Annotated in this window: 13 protein-coding genes and 1 pseudogene; 6 read left to right on the forward strand and 8 right to left on the reverse strand. The window is 35.4% G+C overall.

The window, feature by feature from the left end:
- Window positions 1-213: 213 nt before the first annotated feature.
- Window positions 214-663, forward strand: a complete 450-nt coding sequence (locus ACTDJC_RS16945; protein ID WP_098307061.1) for a DUF5946 family protein — start codon at window positions 214-216, stop codon at window positions 661-663.
- A 339-nt stretch (window positions 664-1,002) separates the two neighbouring features.
- Here ACTDJC_RS16945 and lsrB read toward each other — a convergent pair whose 3' ends face one another.
- The 4 genes from lsrB to ACTDJC_RS16965 are packed head-to-tail and all read right to left on the reverse strand — an operon-like array spanning window position 1,003 to window position 5,493.
- Window positions 1,003-1,995 carry an autoinducer 2 ABC transporter substrate-binding protein LsrB gene (gene lsrB / locus ACTDJC_RS16950; protein ID WP_375337697.1) on the reverse strand — a complete coding sequence of 331 codons (993 nt, stop codon included), beginning with the start codon at window positions 1,993-1,995 and terminating at the stop codon, window positions 1,003-1,005.
- A gap of 47 nt (window positions 1,996-2,042) precedes the next feature.
- Window positions 2,043-3,038, reverse strand: a complete 996-nt coding sequence (locus ACTDJC_RS16955) for an ABC transporter permease (RefSeq protein WP_098307057.1) — start codon at window positions 3,036-3,038, stop codon at window positions 2,043-2,045.
- Window positions 3,035-4,003 carry an ABC transporter permease subunit gene (locus ACTDJC_RS16960; protein ID WP_440604140.1) on the reverse strand — a complete coding sequence of 323 codons (969 nt, stop codon included), beginning with the start codon at window positions 4,001-4,003 and terminating at the stop codon, window positions 3,035-3,037. The genes ACTDJC_RS16955 and ACTDJC_RS16960 overlap by 4 nt, the downstream gene beginning before the upstream one ends.
- Window positions 4,000-5,493 (reverse strand): sugar ABC transporter ATP-binding protein, encoded by a 1,494-nt coding sequence (locus tag ACTDJC_RS16965; protein ID WP_440604141.1) that lies wholly within the window; start codon window positions 5,491-5,493, stop codon window positions 4,000-4,002. Before ACTDJC_RS16965 ends, ACTDJC_RS16960 begins: the two co-directional genes overlap by 4 nt.
- Window positions 5,494-5,691: 198 nt before the next feature.
- Here ACTDJC_RS16965 and ACTDJC_RS16970 point away from each other — a divergent pair, with 198 nt between their 5' ends.
- From ACTDJC_RS16970 to lsrF, 4 genes are read left to right on the forward strand one after another with little or no spacing between them, the layout of a single operon-like run.
- On the forward strand, window positions 5,692-6,624 hold the full coding sequence (locus tag ACTDJC_RS16970) for a sugar-binding transcriptional regulator (protein WP_141524973.1): 933 nt from the start codon (window positions 5,692-5,694) through the stop codon (window positions 6,622-6,624).
- On the forward strand, window positions 6,624-8,186 hold the full coding sequence (lsrK, locus tag ACTDJC_RS16975) for an autoinducer-2 kinase (protein WP_440604142.1): 1,563 nt from the start codon (window positions 6,624-6,626) through the stop codon (window positions 8,184-8,186). The genes ACTDJC_RS16970 and lsrK overlap by 1 nt, the downstream gene beginning before the upstream one ends.
- A gap of 25 nt (window positions 8,187-8,211) precedes the next feature.
- Window positions 8,212-8,568 (forward strand): cupin domain-containing protein, encoded by a 357-nt coding sequence (locus ACTDJC_RS16980; protein ID WP_098307047.1) that lies wholly within the window; start codon window positions 8,212-8,214, stop codon window positions 8,566-8,568.
- Between the two features lie 13 nt (window positions 8,569-8,581).
- Window positions 8,582-9,364 (forward strand): 3-hydroxy-5-phosphonooxypentane-2,4-dione thiolase, encoded by a 783-nt coding sequence (lsrF, locus tag ACTDJC_RS16985; RefSeq protein ID WP_440604143.1) that lies wholly within the window; start codon window positions 8,582-8,584, stop codon window positions 9,362-9,364.
- A 113-nt stretch (window positions 9,365-9,477) separates the two neighbouring features.
- On the opposite strand, the gene ACTDJC_RS16990 is transcribed toward lsrF, so the two are convergent.
- The 3 genes from ACTDJC_RS16990 to ACTDJC_RS17000 all read right to left on the reverse strand — a co-directional run bounded on the left by ACTDJC_RS16990 (window position 9,478) and on the right by ACTDJC_RS17000 (window position 11,770).
- Window positions 9,478-9,672: a DUF4083 family protein gene (locus tag ACTDJC_RS16990; RefSeq protein WP_253629720.1), complete on the reverse strand. Its 195-nt coding sequence runs from the start codon at window positions 9,670-9,672 to the stop codon at window positions 9,478-9,480.
- A gap of 203 nt (window positions 9,673-9,875) precedes the next feature.
- Window positions 9,876-11,123 (reverse strand): RNA-guided endonuclease IscB, encoded by a 1,248-nt coding sequence (iscB, locus tag ACTDJC_RS16995; protein ID WP_440604144.1) that lies wholly within the window; start codon window positions 11,121-11,123, stop codon window positions 9,876-9,878.
- 389 nt (window positions 11,124-11,512) lie between these two features.
- Window positions 11,513-11,770, reverse strand: a complete 258-nt coding sequence (locus tag ACTDJC_RS17000; protein ID WP_253631142.1) for a DJ-1/PfpI family protein — start codon at window positions 11,768-11,770, stop codon at window positions 11,513-11,515.
- Between the two features lie 943 nt (window positions 11,771-12,713).
- On the opposite strand from ACTDJC_RS17000, the gene ACTDJC_RS17005 reads away from it, so the two are divergent.
- Window positions 12,714-14,144, forward strand: coding sequence for a PQQ-dependent sugar dehydrogenase (locus ACTDJC_RS17005; protein ID WP_440604145.1), 1,431 nt, complete (start codon window positions 12,714-12,716; stop codon window positions 14,142-14,144).
- Window positions 14,145-14,736: 592 nt separating this feature from the next.
- Here ACTDJC_RS17005 and ACTDJC_RS17010 read toward each other — a convergent pair.
- Window positions 14,737-15,862, reverse strand: a pseudogene (locus ACTDJC_RS17010) (RNA-guided endonuclease InsQ/TnpB family protein).
- Between the last annotated feature and the right edge of the window lie 103 nt (window positions 15,863-15,965).

The following is a 15,965-nucleotide window of genomic DNA, read 5'->3' on the forward strand; positions in this document are numbered from 1 at the left end:
GGTGATAAAATATTGTCCGTTTTTATGATAGGCTCTGTTAAAGTATAGTGTTGATATTTAATACATTCTCGAATCCTTAGTATATTTGTTATAAGAACAAACATTCGCGGAGGAAGCAAGAATGAGCAAAGCATTTAGTAATCTACTTAAGCACATTGATAAATTACCACATACCCAAAAAGAACAAGTATATCAGTGGAGGATTTAACGACAATGGTTGACAATAATACAATAATGGAATCTGGTAAATGTATTGAATGTGGAGCAAATGAAATAGATGGACTTTCCTGTTACGAGATGTTTCAATTCCCACTGGTTTGGGAGCATAACGACTCTAAATTATATGATTTACATTTTTGGCTTGTTTCTTGTTATATGATTCAACACCCATCTAACTATACTAAAGATGGATATAATCATTTGATAAACTTATTCACTGGAGCTTATGATAATAATTGGGATACTGGTTATATTCTTAGAAAAAATAGGGAACTCGTTTCAAAAGTAGGTAAAATAACCAATCCACTGCCAAACCACAAAAGAAAACGTATATATAGAAGATGGTCAATGACAATTGAAGATTTATATAATGGTGGAGAAAAAAATGCAATAAACAACATCAATAAATGGAAAGAAACAATTAGAAAGGATTTAAAAAAATAATGACTGTGAAATTTAGACAGTCATTGTTCATATTCACTTATCAACATTTTAGTTTAACAGAGCCTTATGATAAGAAATAAAAGGGGCTGCATCTGCTCCTTTTGTTTCTATATCTAGCCCCCTTTTTCAGTCTACAACTATTTTTCCCTTTGGACAGCAATCATTCTTGTAATTCTACTTCACTCGCATCGGGGCTCCTTTCTCAAAGCTTTCACTCTATATTCTCTCGATTTTCAAAAAAGTTTCATTTTTATTTCATAAAAAAGAGCAACCATATTAGGTTGCTCTTCACTTGAAAATATTCATCATTATAATTAATTTTTCTTTAAAAACACACTATTAAAAATTATATTTTTCAATGTTATCCTTTGTAAACACAACCCGTTCTGGCAATACAATAATTCCATTTCCTTCTGCTTCATAATCGTATCCTTGAATCGAATTTGGTTCCACTTTCACTTTTCCAATACCAGGAACTTCAAAGCTATCACCAACTTTTAACTTTTTACCCTTTACAACCATTTCATTTGCAACATAGGTTGCAAGTGCACCTTGTTGTTTTACATCCCACAAGCCAAACTGTTGAACTGTACCACGCTTCACATAATCTCGCATGACATTAGGTGTTGAAAAACCAGTAATAACAACTTTCTTATCCACTTTTAAATTTTCTGCAGCTTGTGCCATTGCTGGTAATGCAGTTGCATCAGGGCAAATGACTGCATTAATATCTGGATATGTTTTCAAAATGCTTTCACCTACTGCTAGTGATTTTTGAGCATTGTTTTCCCCATACTGGGTCGTCACAATTTCCCAATTCGGATATTTTTCTTTTATAATTGCTTTCGCTTTTGTAACCCATTGATTCTGATCTGTTACTGTTGGACTAGAATAGAAGAATGCTACTTTTCCTTTATCACCAATTTGTGAAGCAGTCATTTGAATAAGCAAATTGGCCAATTGTTCTGGTGTTCCTTGACTTATATAGAAAGAGCGATCTTTCGGATTAACGTCAGAATCCCATGTTAATACTGTAATCCCCTTTTTCTTTGCACGTTGCAAAGCTTGTGATAAACCGTCGACAGAAGTAGATGAAACCATAATCGCATCATAGTTTTGATTAATAAAGTTATTAATATATTTTACCTGCCCTGATACACTTGCCTCAGAAGGTCCATCGTATTTTAAATTTACACCGAGCTTATCCGCCATTTCTTTTGCGCCTTCTCCGCCCGATGTAAAGAAACCGACTCCAGTTAATTTAGGAATAAAGGCAAATTTCACATCTTTTGATTTATTCCCATCTGATTTTGTATTTGTACATGCCATCATAGAAACAACAAACACCAATAAAATGATGAATACACTTATCTTCTTTTTCATGTTGTTTCCTCCCTATGTGAAACAATTTTTTTGATAAAGAAGTATCTTATCTTGGAATGGCGTACCATAACAGAGAGAATTAAAATAATACCGATTACAACATTGGATTGCTCATTTGTTAATCCTGTCATCTGTAGCCCATATTGCATAATTCCAATAACAATACTTGCAAGAACAGTTCCTACAATACTTCCTTTTCCACCAGTAATAAGAGCACCGCCTAATACAACTGCTGTAATGACTGGTAAAATTGCTTCGTTTCCTAAATCCGCTCGAGCTGAACCAAAGTAAGCCGTTAGAAATATTCCACCTAATCCACCGCCTAGACCAGAAAGCATATATGCTAAAATAACAACTCGCTTCGTTTGAATTCCAGAATATTTAGCTGCTTTTTCATTCATGCCTATTAAAATTACATATCGACCATATCTTGTATAGCGCAGCAGAATAGAGAATAAAACAGTCATAATAAGGAGTAACCAAAATAAATTAGGAATTCCTAAGAATATTCCATTTGCAAACTGGACATATGAATCTGGCAATCCGCTAATTCCTTCATATCCAGTTGCTTTAGATCCACCCGAAATTACAAGAGCGATACCCGAATATAAAAACATTGTTCCTAATGTTATAACTAGCGGTTCAACAGATGTCATTTGAATAATAACACCGTTTAAAAAACCAGCTAATACGCTTATAATAAGAGCAATTATTACCGCAATACCAATAGATGCCCCATTTATCCATAATACACCGATAAGAATAGATGTAAGCCCCATAACTGCCCCAACTGAAACATCGATTCCTCCCGTCATAATGACAAATGTCATCGGTATCGCGGCTATTGTAATAAAAATAAAATCATTAATACTAAACAATAAATTCCCTATATTTAAAAAATCTGCATTTAATAAGCTAAAAACGATAAACTCCATACATAACAAAAGAAGGAGTGCTCCCTCCCAGCAAAAGAGCCAGTGATTAGACTTCATATTTCCACCTCCCTCTGCCTCTGTTTCCTCCATTTCTGTACTACACTATCTAGAATAATAATAAGTAATAATAAAAATCCTGAAATTGCGTTGTTCCAAAAGGCTGGGATTTTTAAGTATACTAATGAACTACTAATCACCTCTAAAAACAATGCTCCTAAAGCTGCACCAAAAACTGATCCCGTACCACCTTTTAAACTAATACCCCCAAGCACCGCAGCAGCGATTACTTGCAGTTCAATTCCTGTTCCTGTTTGATTCGGTACAAACCCAATATTCATAACAAATAGACATCCAGCAATTGCAGCAGTAATGCCCGAAATCATAAAGGCTAAAATTTGCACAAACGATACCGGAATCCCAATCAGTCTTGCACCTTCTTTATTATCTCCTACCGCATAAAAATATCTTCCGAACGACATCTTTGTTAGGAAAAGATAAGCAGCTATTAATAATAGTCCGATGAACCAAACTGTTATCGGAATCTCTAACCATGTTACGGAAGACAATTTTTTATAGTCATTTGGAATATCTTCGATCCATTTCCCTTCTGTATATATAATCATCAAACCTCGAATAATACCTAGCATTCCTAGTGTCATAATAATTGCTGGAACATGAAACTTTGTCACACCTACGCCATTTACAATTCCGATAAACGCACCGAGCAAAAATGTAATTATAATTGCACTAAAAGGATTATTTCCACTGGTCAAAAACATTCCACACGAAGCAGCACATAAACCCATTATCGATCCTACCGAGACATCAATATTTTTAGTGAATAACACGAATGATTGACCAATTGCGAGAACAATTAAAATAAGACTTGATTTTAAAATAATCGAAAAAGAATCCAATTGAAGAAAATCTTTGTTCATTACACTAACAAAGATAATATAAAGAAATAACAGCCCTACAATAGAGGTTTCACGCATTTTCAATATATATGTAACATATTTCATCCATTTGAAACCTCCTCTCCCCCATAAGCAGAACGTGTAATACGATCCAATGAAATGTCTTCCTGTTCTAAATGTGACACGATATTACCATTTCGCATTACATACACACGATTTGCTAAATTCATGATTTCTTCTAAATCTGAGGAAATTAACAATACCGCTAAACCATTTTCTCTTAGTTCTTTAATTGTTTCATATATTTCGAATCTCGCTTTTGCATCTATACCACGTGTTGGTTCATCTAAAATAATAAGCTTAGGCTGACAAGCAAGATATTTCCCTAACACTACTTTTTGTTGATTTCCTCCCGATAAAGACTCTATGCTTTGATTTGTATCGTGAACCATAATTCGAAAATTTTTAATATACCCATCCGTTAAAGCGCTTTCTTTTTCTTGATTTAAAAAAAATGCACTTAAACGATATAAGAGAACAGAGGTCATATTTTGTTGTACAGAAGCAATTGAAAAAATCCCATGCCTCGCTCGGTCTTCAGGTACATATATAATTCCTGCATCAATTCTCTTTTTTGTTGACCACGTTGTAATTTCATTCCCATCTAATAGAACGTTTCCTTCGGTTGCAGATGTAATACCATATAATACTTCAGCTAATTCCGTTCTTCCCGCTCCCACAACACCAGCAATTCCAACAATCTCTCCTGCTTTTACTTCTAATGAAATATCTCGAAATCTATGACTAAATAAATGATTTACTTGTAATACTTGCTTTAACGACGCTGTCTCGTTATATAAACTCTCTCTCTTTTGAATTTGCTGATAATCTTCTGGTAGTAGTCCCTGTAATAGGATATCGTAAGTAAATTCATTTACATTACCTTGGTTAGAAATTACGCCGTCTCGTAAAATAGCTACTTGATCCGCAATTGCAAAAATCTCTGGAAACCTATGAGTAATATAAATCATGCCAATTCCTTGTTCTTTCAAATTTTTCATCACAACAAATAGACTCTTAATTTCATTTTCTGTTAACGTCGATGTAGGTTCATCTAAAATAAGAATCTCTGCCTCTCTTATTAATCCTCTAACTATTTCTACTAATTGCTGCTGTGCAATAGACAACAATGAAGCACGCTCACCCAGCTTTAGATTCCAGCCAAGTTGCCTCATGAGTACATCTAATTTCGTCCGAAGCTCTCTTTTACTTTGCCTCATGCCTAATAAAATATTTTCTTCAATAGTCATATTAGGAAAAATAAGCGGTTCTTGCGGAACTAAATAAATACCGTTTCGATGAGCCTCAGATGGATTGGAAAATGTAACAGATCTCCCTTTTATTTTGATTTCTCCTTCATCATAAGTGTACAACCCTGTCAATATCTTCATTAACGTTGACTTTCCAGCCCCGTTACCACCTACTAATGCGAAAATATCCCCTTTCTTTACTGTTAAATTGATTCCTTTTAGCACAGGTTGCTGTAAGAATGCTTTTTTTACATTTTTAACTTCCAATAAAGGAACTTGTTCCAAGCTTCTTTCACCTACCTTTAACAGGAAACAATTTTTCAACCGTTAATTTTTTGCTCTACTTGTTTTGTAGCATTGTATATCCTTTTCCTCATATCTAGAACTTATTTTTCTCAAGTAAACCTCCTATTACAGACGGTATAAATAAAAATATACTTACATATGTTTAAACATCGGTCATTTGTTGAAAGGATGAAAAGCATGACACAGCTGAACTTTGAAGAAAATTTGTTAACAAAAGCTGCTTGGTATTATTACAAAGATCACCTTACCCAACAAGAAATCGCCTCATTACTACATATATCCCGGAACAAAGTTGTCCGTTTATTAGAAAAAGCACGGACTGAAGGAATCGTTACATTTCATATTAAAGGCACTGGTTTACATTGTTTAAGTATAGAAAGAGAGCTTGTAAAAGCGTTTCAACTAATAGATGCTTTCATTATTCCAACGCCGAAAGATAATCTTTCTGATTCATTAGGTAAAGCAGCTGCGCAATATTTAGAAACACATTTACAACACGGCGATTTACTCGGTATTGGCTGGGGTGAAACTATCTCAAAAACGCTGGACAATATTAATTTTGATGTAACTATGAATATTTCTATGGTCACGTTAACCGGCGGCGTAAGTTACTATCTTCCTAAAAAACAAAATTACCTTAATCAAGTACATGGAAATCTCCATATTATCCCTTCTCCATTTTTAGCTTCTACACAAAAAATGGCAGACAGCATACTATCTGAACCATCTGTGAAAGACATGTTGCATGTTGCATCGCTCGCAAATACTGCTGTTGTTGGAATTGGCGGCTTATCTTCTGATGCGACTATTTTAAAAGAAGAAAAAATGACCCTTCGGGAAATGACATATATTCGAAATCAACATGGTGTTGGTGATATTCTTGGACAATTTTATACCATCGATGGAGACATCCTAAGTTTATCTCATCATAAACGAATTATCGGTACGCCTCTTTCTATACTTCGGAATATGAAACACGTCGTTGGAGTAGCTGGCGGTAAACAAAAAGTTGATGCGATTTACGGGGCATTGAAAGGCAGGTACATTCATACATTGATTATCGATGAAGAAACTGCCCTTTCTTTATTGGAAAAGGAGAGTGGAATATAATGGCTGCTCTATTAGCTTATGATGCCGGAACTGGTAGTATCCGAGCTGTTTTATTTGATTTACAAGGTAATCAACTTGCTGTTAGTCAACGAGAATGGGTTCACATAGAAAACCCACGATACCCAGGTTCAATGGATTTTGACGTAAAGGAAAACTGGAAACTTATTCAAGAATGTACAAAAGATGTACTACAAACAAGTGGTATTCCTCCTTCTTCTATTCAAGGAATTAGTGCAACAAGTATGCGCGAAGGATTTGTTTTATATGACAAAGATGGTACTGAAATTTGGGCGTGTGCAAATGTTGATAACCGTGCTGTTGCTGAAGTTACACAACTTAAACAACTACACCCTCACATTGAGCATAATCTATATACGGTATCAGGGCAAACGTTCGCTCTAGGTGCATTACCAAGGTTACGATGGATTGCGGAACACCAACCAGAGATTTATAAGAAGGTACATTCTATTACCATGTTAAATGACTGGATTTTATATAAACTGTGCGGCGTATTACAAATTGACCCTTCCAATGGATGTACAACGGGAATTTTCAATTTACAAAATAGAAATTGGGCTCCAGAATTAGTGGCCCAATGCAAACTTTCCTCTGTGCTCTCACCACAAATAAATGAAGCCGGAACTCTTATTGGAAACGTAACAAAACAAAGCGCAGCAGAAACTGGATTATTCGAGGGAACGCCTGTTGTTACTGGAGGTGGAGATGCGCAAATGGCTTCTCTCGGTTCTGGAGTTGTCAAAAACGGGCAAACATTCATTTGCGGAGGAAGTTTTTGGCAACAAGAAGTGAATGTAAACAATCCTGTACCAGATCCAAATGCTCGCATTCGTGTAAATTGTCACGTTCTTCCTACTCTTTGGCAATACGAAACAATTGCCTTTTTTCCCGGCCTTGTTATGCGCTGGTTTCGGGACGCCTTCTGTCAAGAAGAAAAACAAAGAGCAAAAGAACTAGGTATCGATGCTTACGAATTATTAGAGGAACAAGCAAAGCATGTCCCAGTTGGATCACACGGTATCATTCCGATTTTTTCTAATGTCATGAACTATATTTCTTGGCGCCATGCATCTCCCTCTTTTATAAATTTAAGCTTAGATTCTGAACAATGCGGGAAGAAAGAACTGTTTCGATCAATTGAAGAAAGTGCTGCTTTTGTAACATATGGAAATTTAAAATTAATTGAAGAATTAACAGGACATTTCCCAAGAGAAGTAGTTTTTGCTGGGGGGGCTTCAAAAGGAAAGTTATGGTGTCAAATTGTAGCTGATGTATTAGGTGTTCCTGTAAAAGTTCCAGTAGTAAAAGAAGCTGCTGCTTTAGGAACAGCAATAGTTGCAGGAGTTGGTGCTGGTATTTATCATTCAATGGAAGCCGTTTCTGAACAATTTGTAAAATGGGAAACAACGTATATACCAAATATCGAAAACCATCAACAGTATCAAGAATTATATCAAAACTGGAAAATTGTATATCAGCAGCAACTACAATTAGCTGATCAAGGATTTACTTCTCATATGTGGATTGCACCTGGCGCTCTGTAAATTGTTACATAAAGGAGTGAAAAGCATGCTAAAAGTAAATGAAGAAGATTTTTCTTATCGCTTCGGTGATAATGGACCAAAATATTTAGTGAAGGGACCTAATATTGATATAGGTGTTGTTGTCATTAAACCAGGGCAAGATTTTCAAAACCATTATCATACAACTTGTGAAGAAATTTTCTACGCATTAGAAGGTGAAATAGATTTCTATATTAATCATGTAAAAGTTCCTATTAAACAAGGCGATGTCTTACAAGTTCGTCCTCATGAATCCCACTATCTCATCAATCGTTCTTCTCAAAATTTTAAAGCGCTCTTTATTAAATCGCCTCACTTGCAAGAAAAAGATACTGTACAAACAGAAAATCCAAAATGTAATTAAGGAGTGATATCCTATGACTTGGGGATTTCAAAATCGCTTAAATACTATTTTGCCTGACGGAAAAGCAGTTATGCTAGCAATTGATCACGGTTACTTTTTAGGGCCAATTCATGGATTAGAACAACCTCTTGAAACAGTAAAAAGCTTACTTCCATATACAGACTCCCTCTTTTTAACTCGAGGTGTCCTTAGCTCTTGTATACCGGAAAATTGTAAAACTCCTATGGTCCTTCGTGTGTCAGGTGGGGCCACTGTAGTTGGGAAAGATCTTGCCAATGAAACAATTGTTACTCCAATAAAAGAAGCACTGCGTCATAACGTAGCTGGGGTTGGTGTATCTGTCTTTGTTGGATCTGATTATGAAACTCAAACTGTAACAAATCTTGCCAATGTTGTATCCGAAGCACATAATTACGGTTTGCCCGTACTAGGAATTACTGCAGTAGCAAAAGAACTTCAAAAACGAGAAGCACGTTTTTTAGCACTAGCTTCACGCGTATGTGTTGAAATGGGCGCTGATATTATTAAAACGTATTACTGTGAAGGCTTTGAGAAAATCACAAGTACATGTCCTGCCCCAGTCGTTATTGCTGGAGGACCAAAATTAGACACAATAGAAGCAGTGCTAACAATTACATACAACGCACTGCAAGAAGGAGCAATCGGTGTAGATATGGGACGGAATATTTGGCAATCTGAACATCCAGTTGCTATGATTCAATCTATTCATGGCATCGTAAAAAATGGATTGAATGTAAAAGAAGCTCTAGAATTATATAATACTATTATAAATTAAACATTCAGACAGCATTTATATTACCGATATAAGAACAAGTAATAAGCATTATCCACATTACTTGTTCTTTTCTAATTTCATATATTTTCTTACTTGTTTTATTAAGCATGTTGTCAATTTTTCTCTTTTTCCTCCAACATCTCAATAACTCTATCTAATTTCTTCTCAATTTCAACTAAAGAAGCTCTTTGACTAGATTGATTGACGAGTCGTGAACGTATAAATGCACCAAGCGAAATAAAAAATAACAGTATTAAAGCGAAGAAAAGAATAATTGAAACAATGTTTAATATTGAAAAATTCCCCATTTTCCATCTACCCTTCCTGTTTCTTCCTTATTACTATTTTATATTGATTTACATTGTTGAGATTCTCTTAAATAAGATTCTTCAGTTAAGAGATTATTCCCTTACAAAACTTTAACCTATTTCCGAAAGAAGTCCCCATCTTCAAACATGTAACAGGTAGTAGCCCAACGGTAAGATGGGAATGAATTTCGGTTAGGTACAGCCTAACTCACTTGTAAAAACAACCAGTTGGTATTATGGTGGATACATTCTATATCCAATATCTTTATCTGCTTATAAGATTTAGACGGATTTTGTATATAGTGTCCATCGATATCTTGTACGTACACCATTTTCCCTGTAAACCCCGTCACGAATCCTATTTGCCCAAATCCTTTCACCTTATCACCTAAATGAATTCCATCTACATGTGATGTATTTTTCTTATTTCGCTTTGCGCTTGTATTTTTCGTTTTTCTTCCTTTTCTCGCAGTTGCTTCATGGAGAGAACGCTTTTTCTTTCTAAATTGTTTGATGCGAAATTCGCCACTTTGGTCATATTCTTGTAACCGTTTTGGATTTGTGATCGCAATAGCGTCATTTATATGTGTTTTGGCTAAACTTAACTCTTTTCGTTTCGGTGTTGTGCAACTGCCATACGTAATGTCACAATCTAAACGTTTCATGATTTGCAAACGCAGTATATTCATAAAAGCTGTTTCTTTATATTGTTTTGGTTTCTTGAAACTATGTTTGAGTTTCCCTTGATGAAATTTTTGATGACACTCCTCATGTACAGTTACAAGATTATCTGCCATATTAGAGCCGCCGTTGCATCGTTCGATGATATGATGCGTATGCAAGATACCACCTTTTTTCTTACAAATTTGAAAGGCGTAATTGTCTCTTGCGAATACATAATATCTCGTATTCCAAAAGCCAAAAGCATCCCCTTGTTGATATTCTGTTCCTTGTATATCAGGATTTTTGAGCTTTTGTGCATCGAATTTTCCTACCTCGACAATCACTTTTGGAGATGGTAATAACGAGCGGAATGTTTCAATCCAATGAATTTGGTTATCCACTCTGCTTTGAATCGATGGCGGTAACCAGCCCTCTTTCTTTTTCCGATTGAGAAAACGTGCTTTGCGATATCTTGTTTTTCGTTGTCTTCTACCTCTGCGTAATGTAGCTCTTAGTGTAAGGTTTTCTTTGACGTCTTGACGCAACTCAATGGTTCCTTTTGCTAACACTTTGTCTTCAGTGGTAATCGCAATGCCGATATGCTTTGCACCACTGTCAACGCCGACTGTAACATGTTGTACCGTTTCTCCAGTAGCGTATTGAAGCTGAATGGTAAATGGTGTATATCCCACAATCTTTGCTTTTCCTTGTTTGAGAAGAAGCCGAGCCTTACGAGGACTACAAGGCATAAGTGGTTCTCCTCGTAAATTCTTGACAAATACACGCATGTTTTGTCCCTCCTAAGAGTTTGTTTCCCTTCGCCAATGTTTGTAGGTGTTAGCAACTTATTATACAAGAAGGCTTGTGGTTGACCGTTCCTTCCCAATCAGAACTGTTACAGAGCCACCATAGAGCCAAGAACTAGGGAATCATTCTTGGGTATGCAACCTACGAACGGAGTCTATAAAAGACTAAGGCTAGACAACCAGGGCTTTTTCTAAGCCCCCACTTCAAAGCGCGTTAGCGTTTAAGTGGTGGATAGTTGACTGTTGAATCTAATTTTTCTTTTTCTTTCAAAAAATCCATTAATTTACAATTATAACTGCAAAAGGTACTGCGTTTGCAGAGTTTGCAGTTATAATTGTTTCTTCAACTTCAATATCTGTTCCTGTATATACTAATGCTTCAAACAGGACTTTGTTTTCTCATATGTATGCTGAAGACACGTAAATTTTCTACCGTTAAGTATCCCTGCTTTGCCCAACAAAATGACGGAAGCACATATAGAGACAATGGAAATGTGTAAGCTAAAGGTGTTCATTAACATCTTACTAACAATTCCCTCATCTAGTATTTCACGAACACCGTCTCCTCCAGAAAAAAGAATTAAATCAAACCCATCTACGGAAACAGTAGTAATTTTTTCTTTACCCACTTTTCTAAGCAAAAATAATGCGTGAGCTATTTCAAAATCAGCATATTGCGGATAGACAAGAAACAATACTTTTTCATGCGATAATCCTCCTTCCTTATAATTGTTATTTTATTACTTATAGAACCTTAATTCAGCCCTCTTATTGGATAATATTGTTATTATCAGACTACCATATGTGGTGTAAGTGTAAAATAAGCAATTTTCCACAATCATTTTGGTTACAGTTTCATTGTAGCTACGCTATTTCACTACATCTAAGAAATGTAAAAAACATAAAATAACGGGTTAGAGTTCCACAACTGTTAGAATAATCAATAAAAAACCTATATAATAAAGGCAGTAATATGAATCTACTATTGTAGCCTTGGAATAAGGTTTGATTAACTTAACTTAACTTAATAAACCTTGATAAAAGAACAAATAGAAAAAGCGTGTTTTGAAAAAAATTGATTAAAACACGCTTTTTTATATTCAATTGAACCATCCTTTTATAAAAAAGTTTGATAATTTTTGTGATTCTTTCTCAATTAAAGCGCCCGATTATTGAAGATAAGCACCCGTTACTTTAAGTGATTAATTCATAATATTATTAAGTAAATTCCCTTTTACTTTCAGTAATGTACTGAAATCCATACAGTAAAAACTCCTTACAAAAGAAATAAACGAAAAATTGAATCTAATTTAACCGAACTAATGTAAATACTTTTATCTTTTTAATAACACCATTCAATATAAATGCAAAAGCACCATCTACAATTGCGTTGAGTAATATAAACAGTTTGAAATTTCCATATGCTCATCTTAATATCCACATAAAACCTACCAAAAACGGACCAATATTAAAAGGAAATCCCCCTAATTCCCCGGCCCTAATTTGATACTAATAGAACAGTTCTAGTCATATTCTTATAAAAGAAAACAATAAGAAGGAGTGTAAAATTAGTTGATAAAAGTTAAGGTTCGTTTACGACCTATTGTAAGTAAGATAAATTTACCCACCGTTTTGAAAACAACTATACTTCCGGGTGATTCAATTGAACGACTATTTATTGCAACCCAGGTAGGAGAGATCTTTTACATAGGAGACGGAGTTATCAAGACTTTTTTAGATATTCGCCCGCGAGTCATAAAATTAGGTACTTCTGAGGAAGGTGTTTCTGGTAGTGGATATGATGAACGTGGATTGCTAGGGCTAGCATTTCATCCAGAATTTTATTATAACGGTCTGTTTTATCTTCATTATTCAGTAGCTGGAACACAAGGTCCAGGTGCTCTTTCTGAACATTTTAAGCCTAACCCGTGTGATCCCAGAACTTTAAACCTAAGGTGGACAAATAGAGAAACTCAATATGATCATATTGATACAGTTGAAGAATGGATTTTACAATCGAATGGTCAACCTCAAAAACGACGGACATTACTTAACATAAGAAGACCATTTTTTAATCATAATGGTGTCAATAGCTTAAACTTTTCACCTGAAACTGGAAAACTTGTTCTAACAACTGGTGATGGTGGAGCAGGCTATGATCCATTTAATTTAAGTCAGGATAATATGGAAATATTCGGTAAAATAATTGAAATTGATGTAGTTAAGAATACATTTATCAATAATCCACCCGTGGTCACACGTTTTAATGAACTTCCCGTACCTATCCAGGAATCGCTTACGGTAATTGCCAAAGGGGTTCGTAATATAACAGGCATTTCATTTCAAAGGTTTTATAATCAGTATATCAAATATGTAGGGATTGTCGGACAGGATTTGGTAGAGTCGATTTTTTCATTCGTACATTATAAACCAATACCGGTTACTCAGCTTATTCAAGCTTCTTTAATGAGATCTAACCCTGACCAAGAAGGATTTATTAACTTTGGTTGGCGGGGGTGGGAAGGTGCTTTTCCTACTGCGTTTATAAGTAGCTGTTCTGCGAATCCGACTTTGGATGAGAAAACAATTGCTTATTACAATGAAACAGTAAAAACTTCAGTGAGGCGTCTACAACCTTTAACTAGTTATTTTCATAAAGATCCCAGACCAGACAAGTTTGGAGGAACTGCACTTACAGGAGTCCAGCCATATATAGGGAATGGAATCCCAAATTTAACGGGAAGCGTTGTGTTTACCGATTTTGCTCGGCATGAAGAATCTCGACCTCCGGTTAGAGGGGTTTTAGCTTATACCAGGGTAAGTACAGATTGTAAACTAAATGATTTTAGTGTTATTGAAACCGATTATAATTTTGGGTCTCAATCAGCTTATTATGTTAGTTTGGGAACGAATCTGGATCAAACCAGACTATATTTAGGCGTTTATGGCTCTATGAAAGTGACTGATTTTAACCAAGGTACTGTTTTTGAAATTGTACCTTGATTTATAACTATAAAATTCGACGGCTGGAGTATTTGTCATATATTCACTACATTTATGAAGATAAAGATAAAGAAGGAGAAAATTTCAAAATAGAGCGAATTGTAGTTTTGAAATAAAGTTTGTTCAAAAAATACCTCGCAAACCCACGTTTTATGATAAATAAAAAGAAACCATTTTGAAAAAAGATTGATCAAAATGATTTCTTCTTCAACAGACTTTAGTCTGGCTTTTATAAAAAAGTTTAATCATTTTCTACCTGTATTGTTCAACAATCGTGCCCGATTGTTGAACAGATTTAAAAAAATTGAATGGTCCATAGACAAAGCAAAGTTGCCTGACTGATCTAACTCAAAAACAAAAAGCTCCCTGTAAAATGATGGGTTTCTTTGGGATTACTGCGCAAAAAGATCACATTTCGTATCACAACGTCTTATGTGAATAACCCCTCCTTATCCACCTTCCGGTCGATTGAATAAGGGGCTTCCTATTTCATAAACTGTTGCATAGTCGGGTGTCCCACTACGTCTTACACAGTCTCCACAGGCGTAGATTATACTGTTCGGACATAACCTTGCCCTACAGTTTGTAGACTTTAGTTTGTGGCAAACAATTCTTTTAATCCTTTTTGTAAGATGTTCCGGCTCGCGTTATAGTCTCTATCCAATACCGTTCCACACTTTGTACAAATGTGAGTACGAATAGAGAGAGACTTCTTCACGCGATTCTCACAAAAAGAACAGTCTTGTGAAGTATACTTTGGTTCTACTTTGATGAGTACACCGCCATGATTTTCGCATTTGTAAGCAAGCATGTTTCGAAACATTCCCCATCCTGCATCAGAAATAGACTTCGATAATTTTCTGTTTTTGACCATGTTACGAATGTTCAAATTTTCTACAACGATAACGGAATAATCTTTCGCTAGATTGTAACTGAGTTTATGAAGAAAATCTCTGCGCTGGTTCGCTACTTTTTCATGTAGCTTGCGAACACGCTCGACTTGTTTTATGAAGTTAGCAGAACCCTTTTTCTTCTTAGAAAGTTTTCGCTGTGCTTTCTTTAGTTGTTTTTCTTTTTCACGGAGAAATCTAGGGTTTTCGTATTCTAAACCATTAGAAAGAACGGCATACTTATGTAATCCCACGTCAATTCCTATCGAACGATTGGTATCGATATCAGATGGTACCACTTGTCTTTCGACAGAGAAAATAGCGTACCATCTTTTCCCTTGACGTTTGAGAATCAGTTGCTTGATTGTTCCTTCGAGTGGTCTGTGGAGTAGGATATCTATTTCTCCCAGCTTTGTATTGTATAATTTACCGTTATCAGAAAAAGACATGGCATAGCGCTTCTTTCCATTTCGTTTGAACCCAAATTGCGGAAATGGAAAGAAGCGTGTAATCTTTATACTTTTTCTGTTTTGGATATTTTGCATCTTTACGAAAGAAATTATCAAATGCTTTTTTCAGACGTGCAAAAACTTCTTGTAGCGGCTGAGAAGGCATTTCTTTTAGAAAAGGATACGTATTCTTGTCCAATGTAAGTTGTCTTTGCATATCATAACGATTGTAATTTTCTTTATTTTGCTTATATTTCCGTTCTTTGTCTAGCAAGGCAGAATTGTAAGTTTGACGACAATATTGTAGCCAACGGTCTAACACTTCTTTTTGTGCTTCTGTTGGAAAGATTTCATATTTTTGATTCAACAACATTGTCATCACCCCCCATTCGTTTTGTCCTTTTGTTTCGGTATTGCTTTAGCATTTCTAATGGTGCACCGCCTACATTCAGCAAACAATAACTTTGAGATCAAAAGTATTC

This window comes from Bacillus sp. GB_SG_008, from assembly GCF_052038115.1.
GTDB lineage: Bacteria > Bacillota > Bacilli > Bacillales > Bacillaceae_G > Bacillus_A > Bacillus_A rhizoplanae.

Bases quoted from the DNA above. Each gene is read 5' to 3' on its own strand.
- ACTDJC_RS16945 (WP_098307061.1), top strand. From the start codon at position 214: ATGGTTGACAATAATACAATAATGGAATCTGGTAAATGTATTGAATGT.
- lsrB (WP_375337697.1), bottom strand. From the start codon at position 1,995: ATGATGGCATGTACAAATACAAAATCAGATGGGAATAAATCAAAAGAT.
- ACTDJC_RS16955 (WP_098307057.1), bottom strand. From the start codon at position 3,038: ATGAAGTCTAATCACTGGCTCTTTTGCTGGGAGGGAGCACTCCTTCTT.
- ACTDJC_RS16960 (WP_440604140.1), bottom strand. From the start codon at position 4,003: ATGAAATATGTTACATATATATTGAAAATGCGTGAAACCTCTATTGTA.
- ACTDJC_RS16970 (WP_141524973.1), top strand. From the start codon at position 5,692: ATGACACAGCTGAACTTTGAAGAAAATTTGTTAACAAAAGCTGCTTGG.
- lsrK (WP_440604142.1), top strand. From the start codon at position 6,624: ATGGCTGCTCTATTAGCTTATGATGCCGGAACTGGTAGTATCCGAGCT.
- ACTDJC_RS16980 (WP_098307047.1), top strand. From the start codon at position 8,212: ATGCTAAAAGTAAATGAAGAAGATTTTTCTTATCGCTTCGGTGATAAT.
- lsrF (WP_440604143.1), top strand. From the start codon at position 8,582: ATGACTTGGGGATTTCAAAATCGCTTAAATACTATTTTGCCTGACGGA.
- ACTDJC_RS16990 (WP_253629720.1), bottom strand. From the start codon at position 9,672: ATGGGGAATTTTTCAATATTAAACATTGTTTCAATTATTCTTTTCTTC.
- iscB (WP_440604144.1), bottom strand. From the start codon at position 11,123: ATGCGTGTATTTGTCAAGAATTTACGAGGAGAACCACTTATGCCTTGT.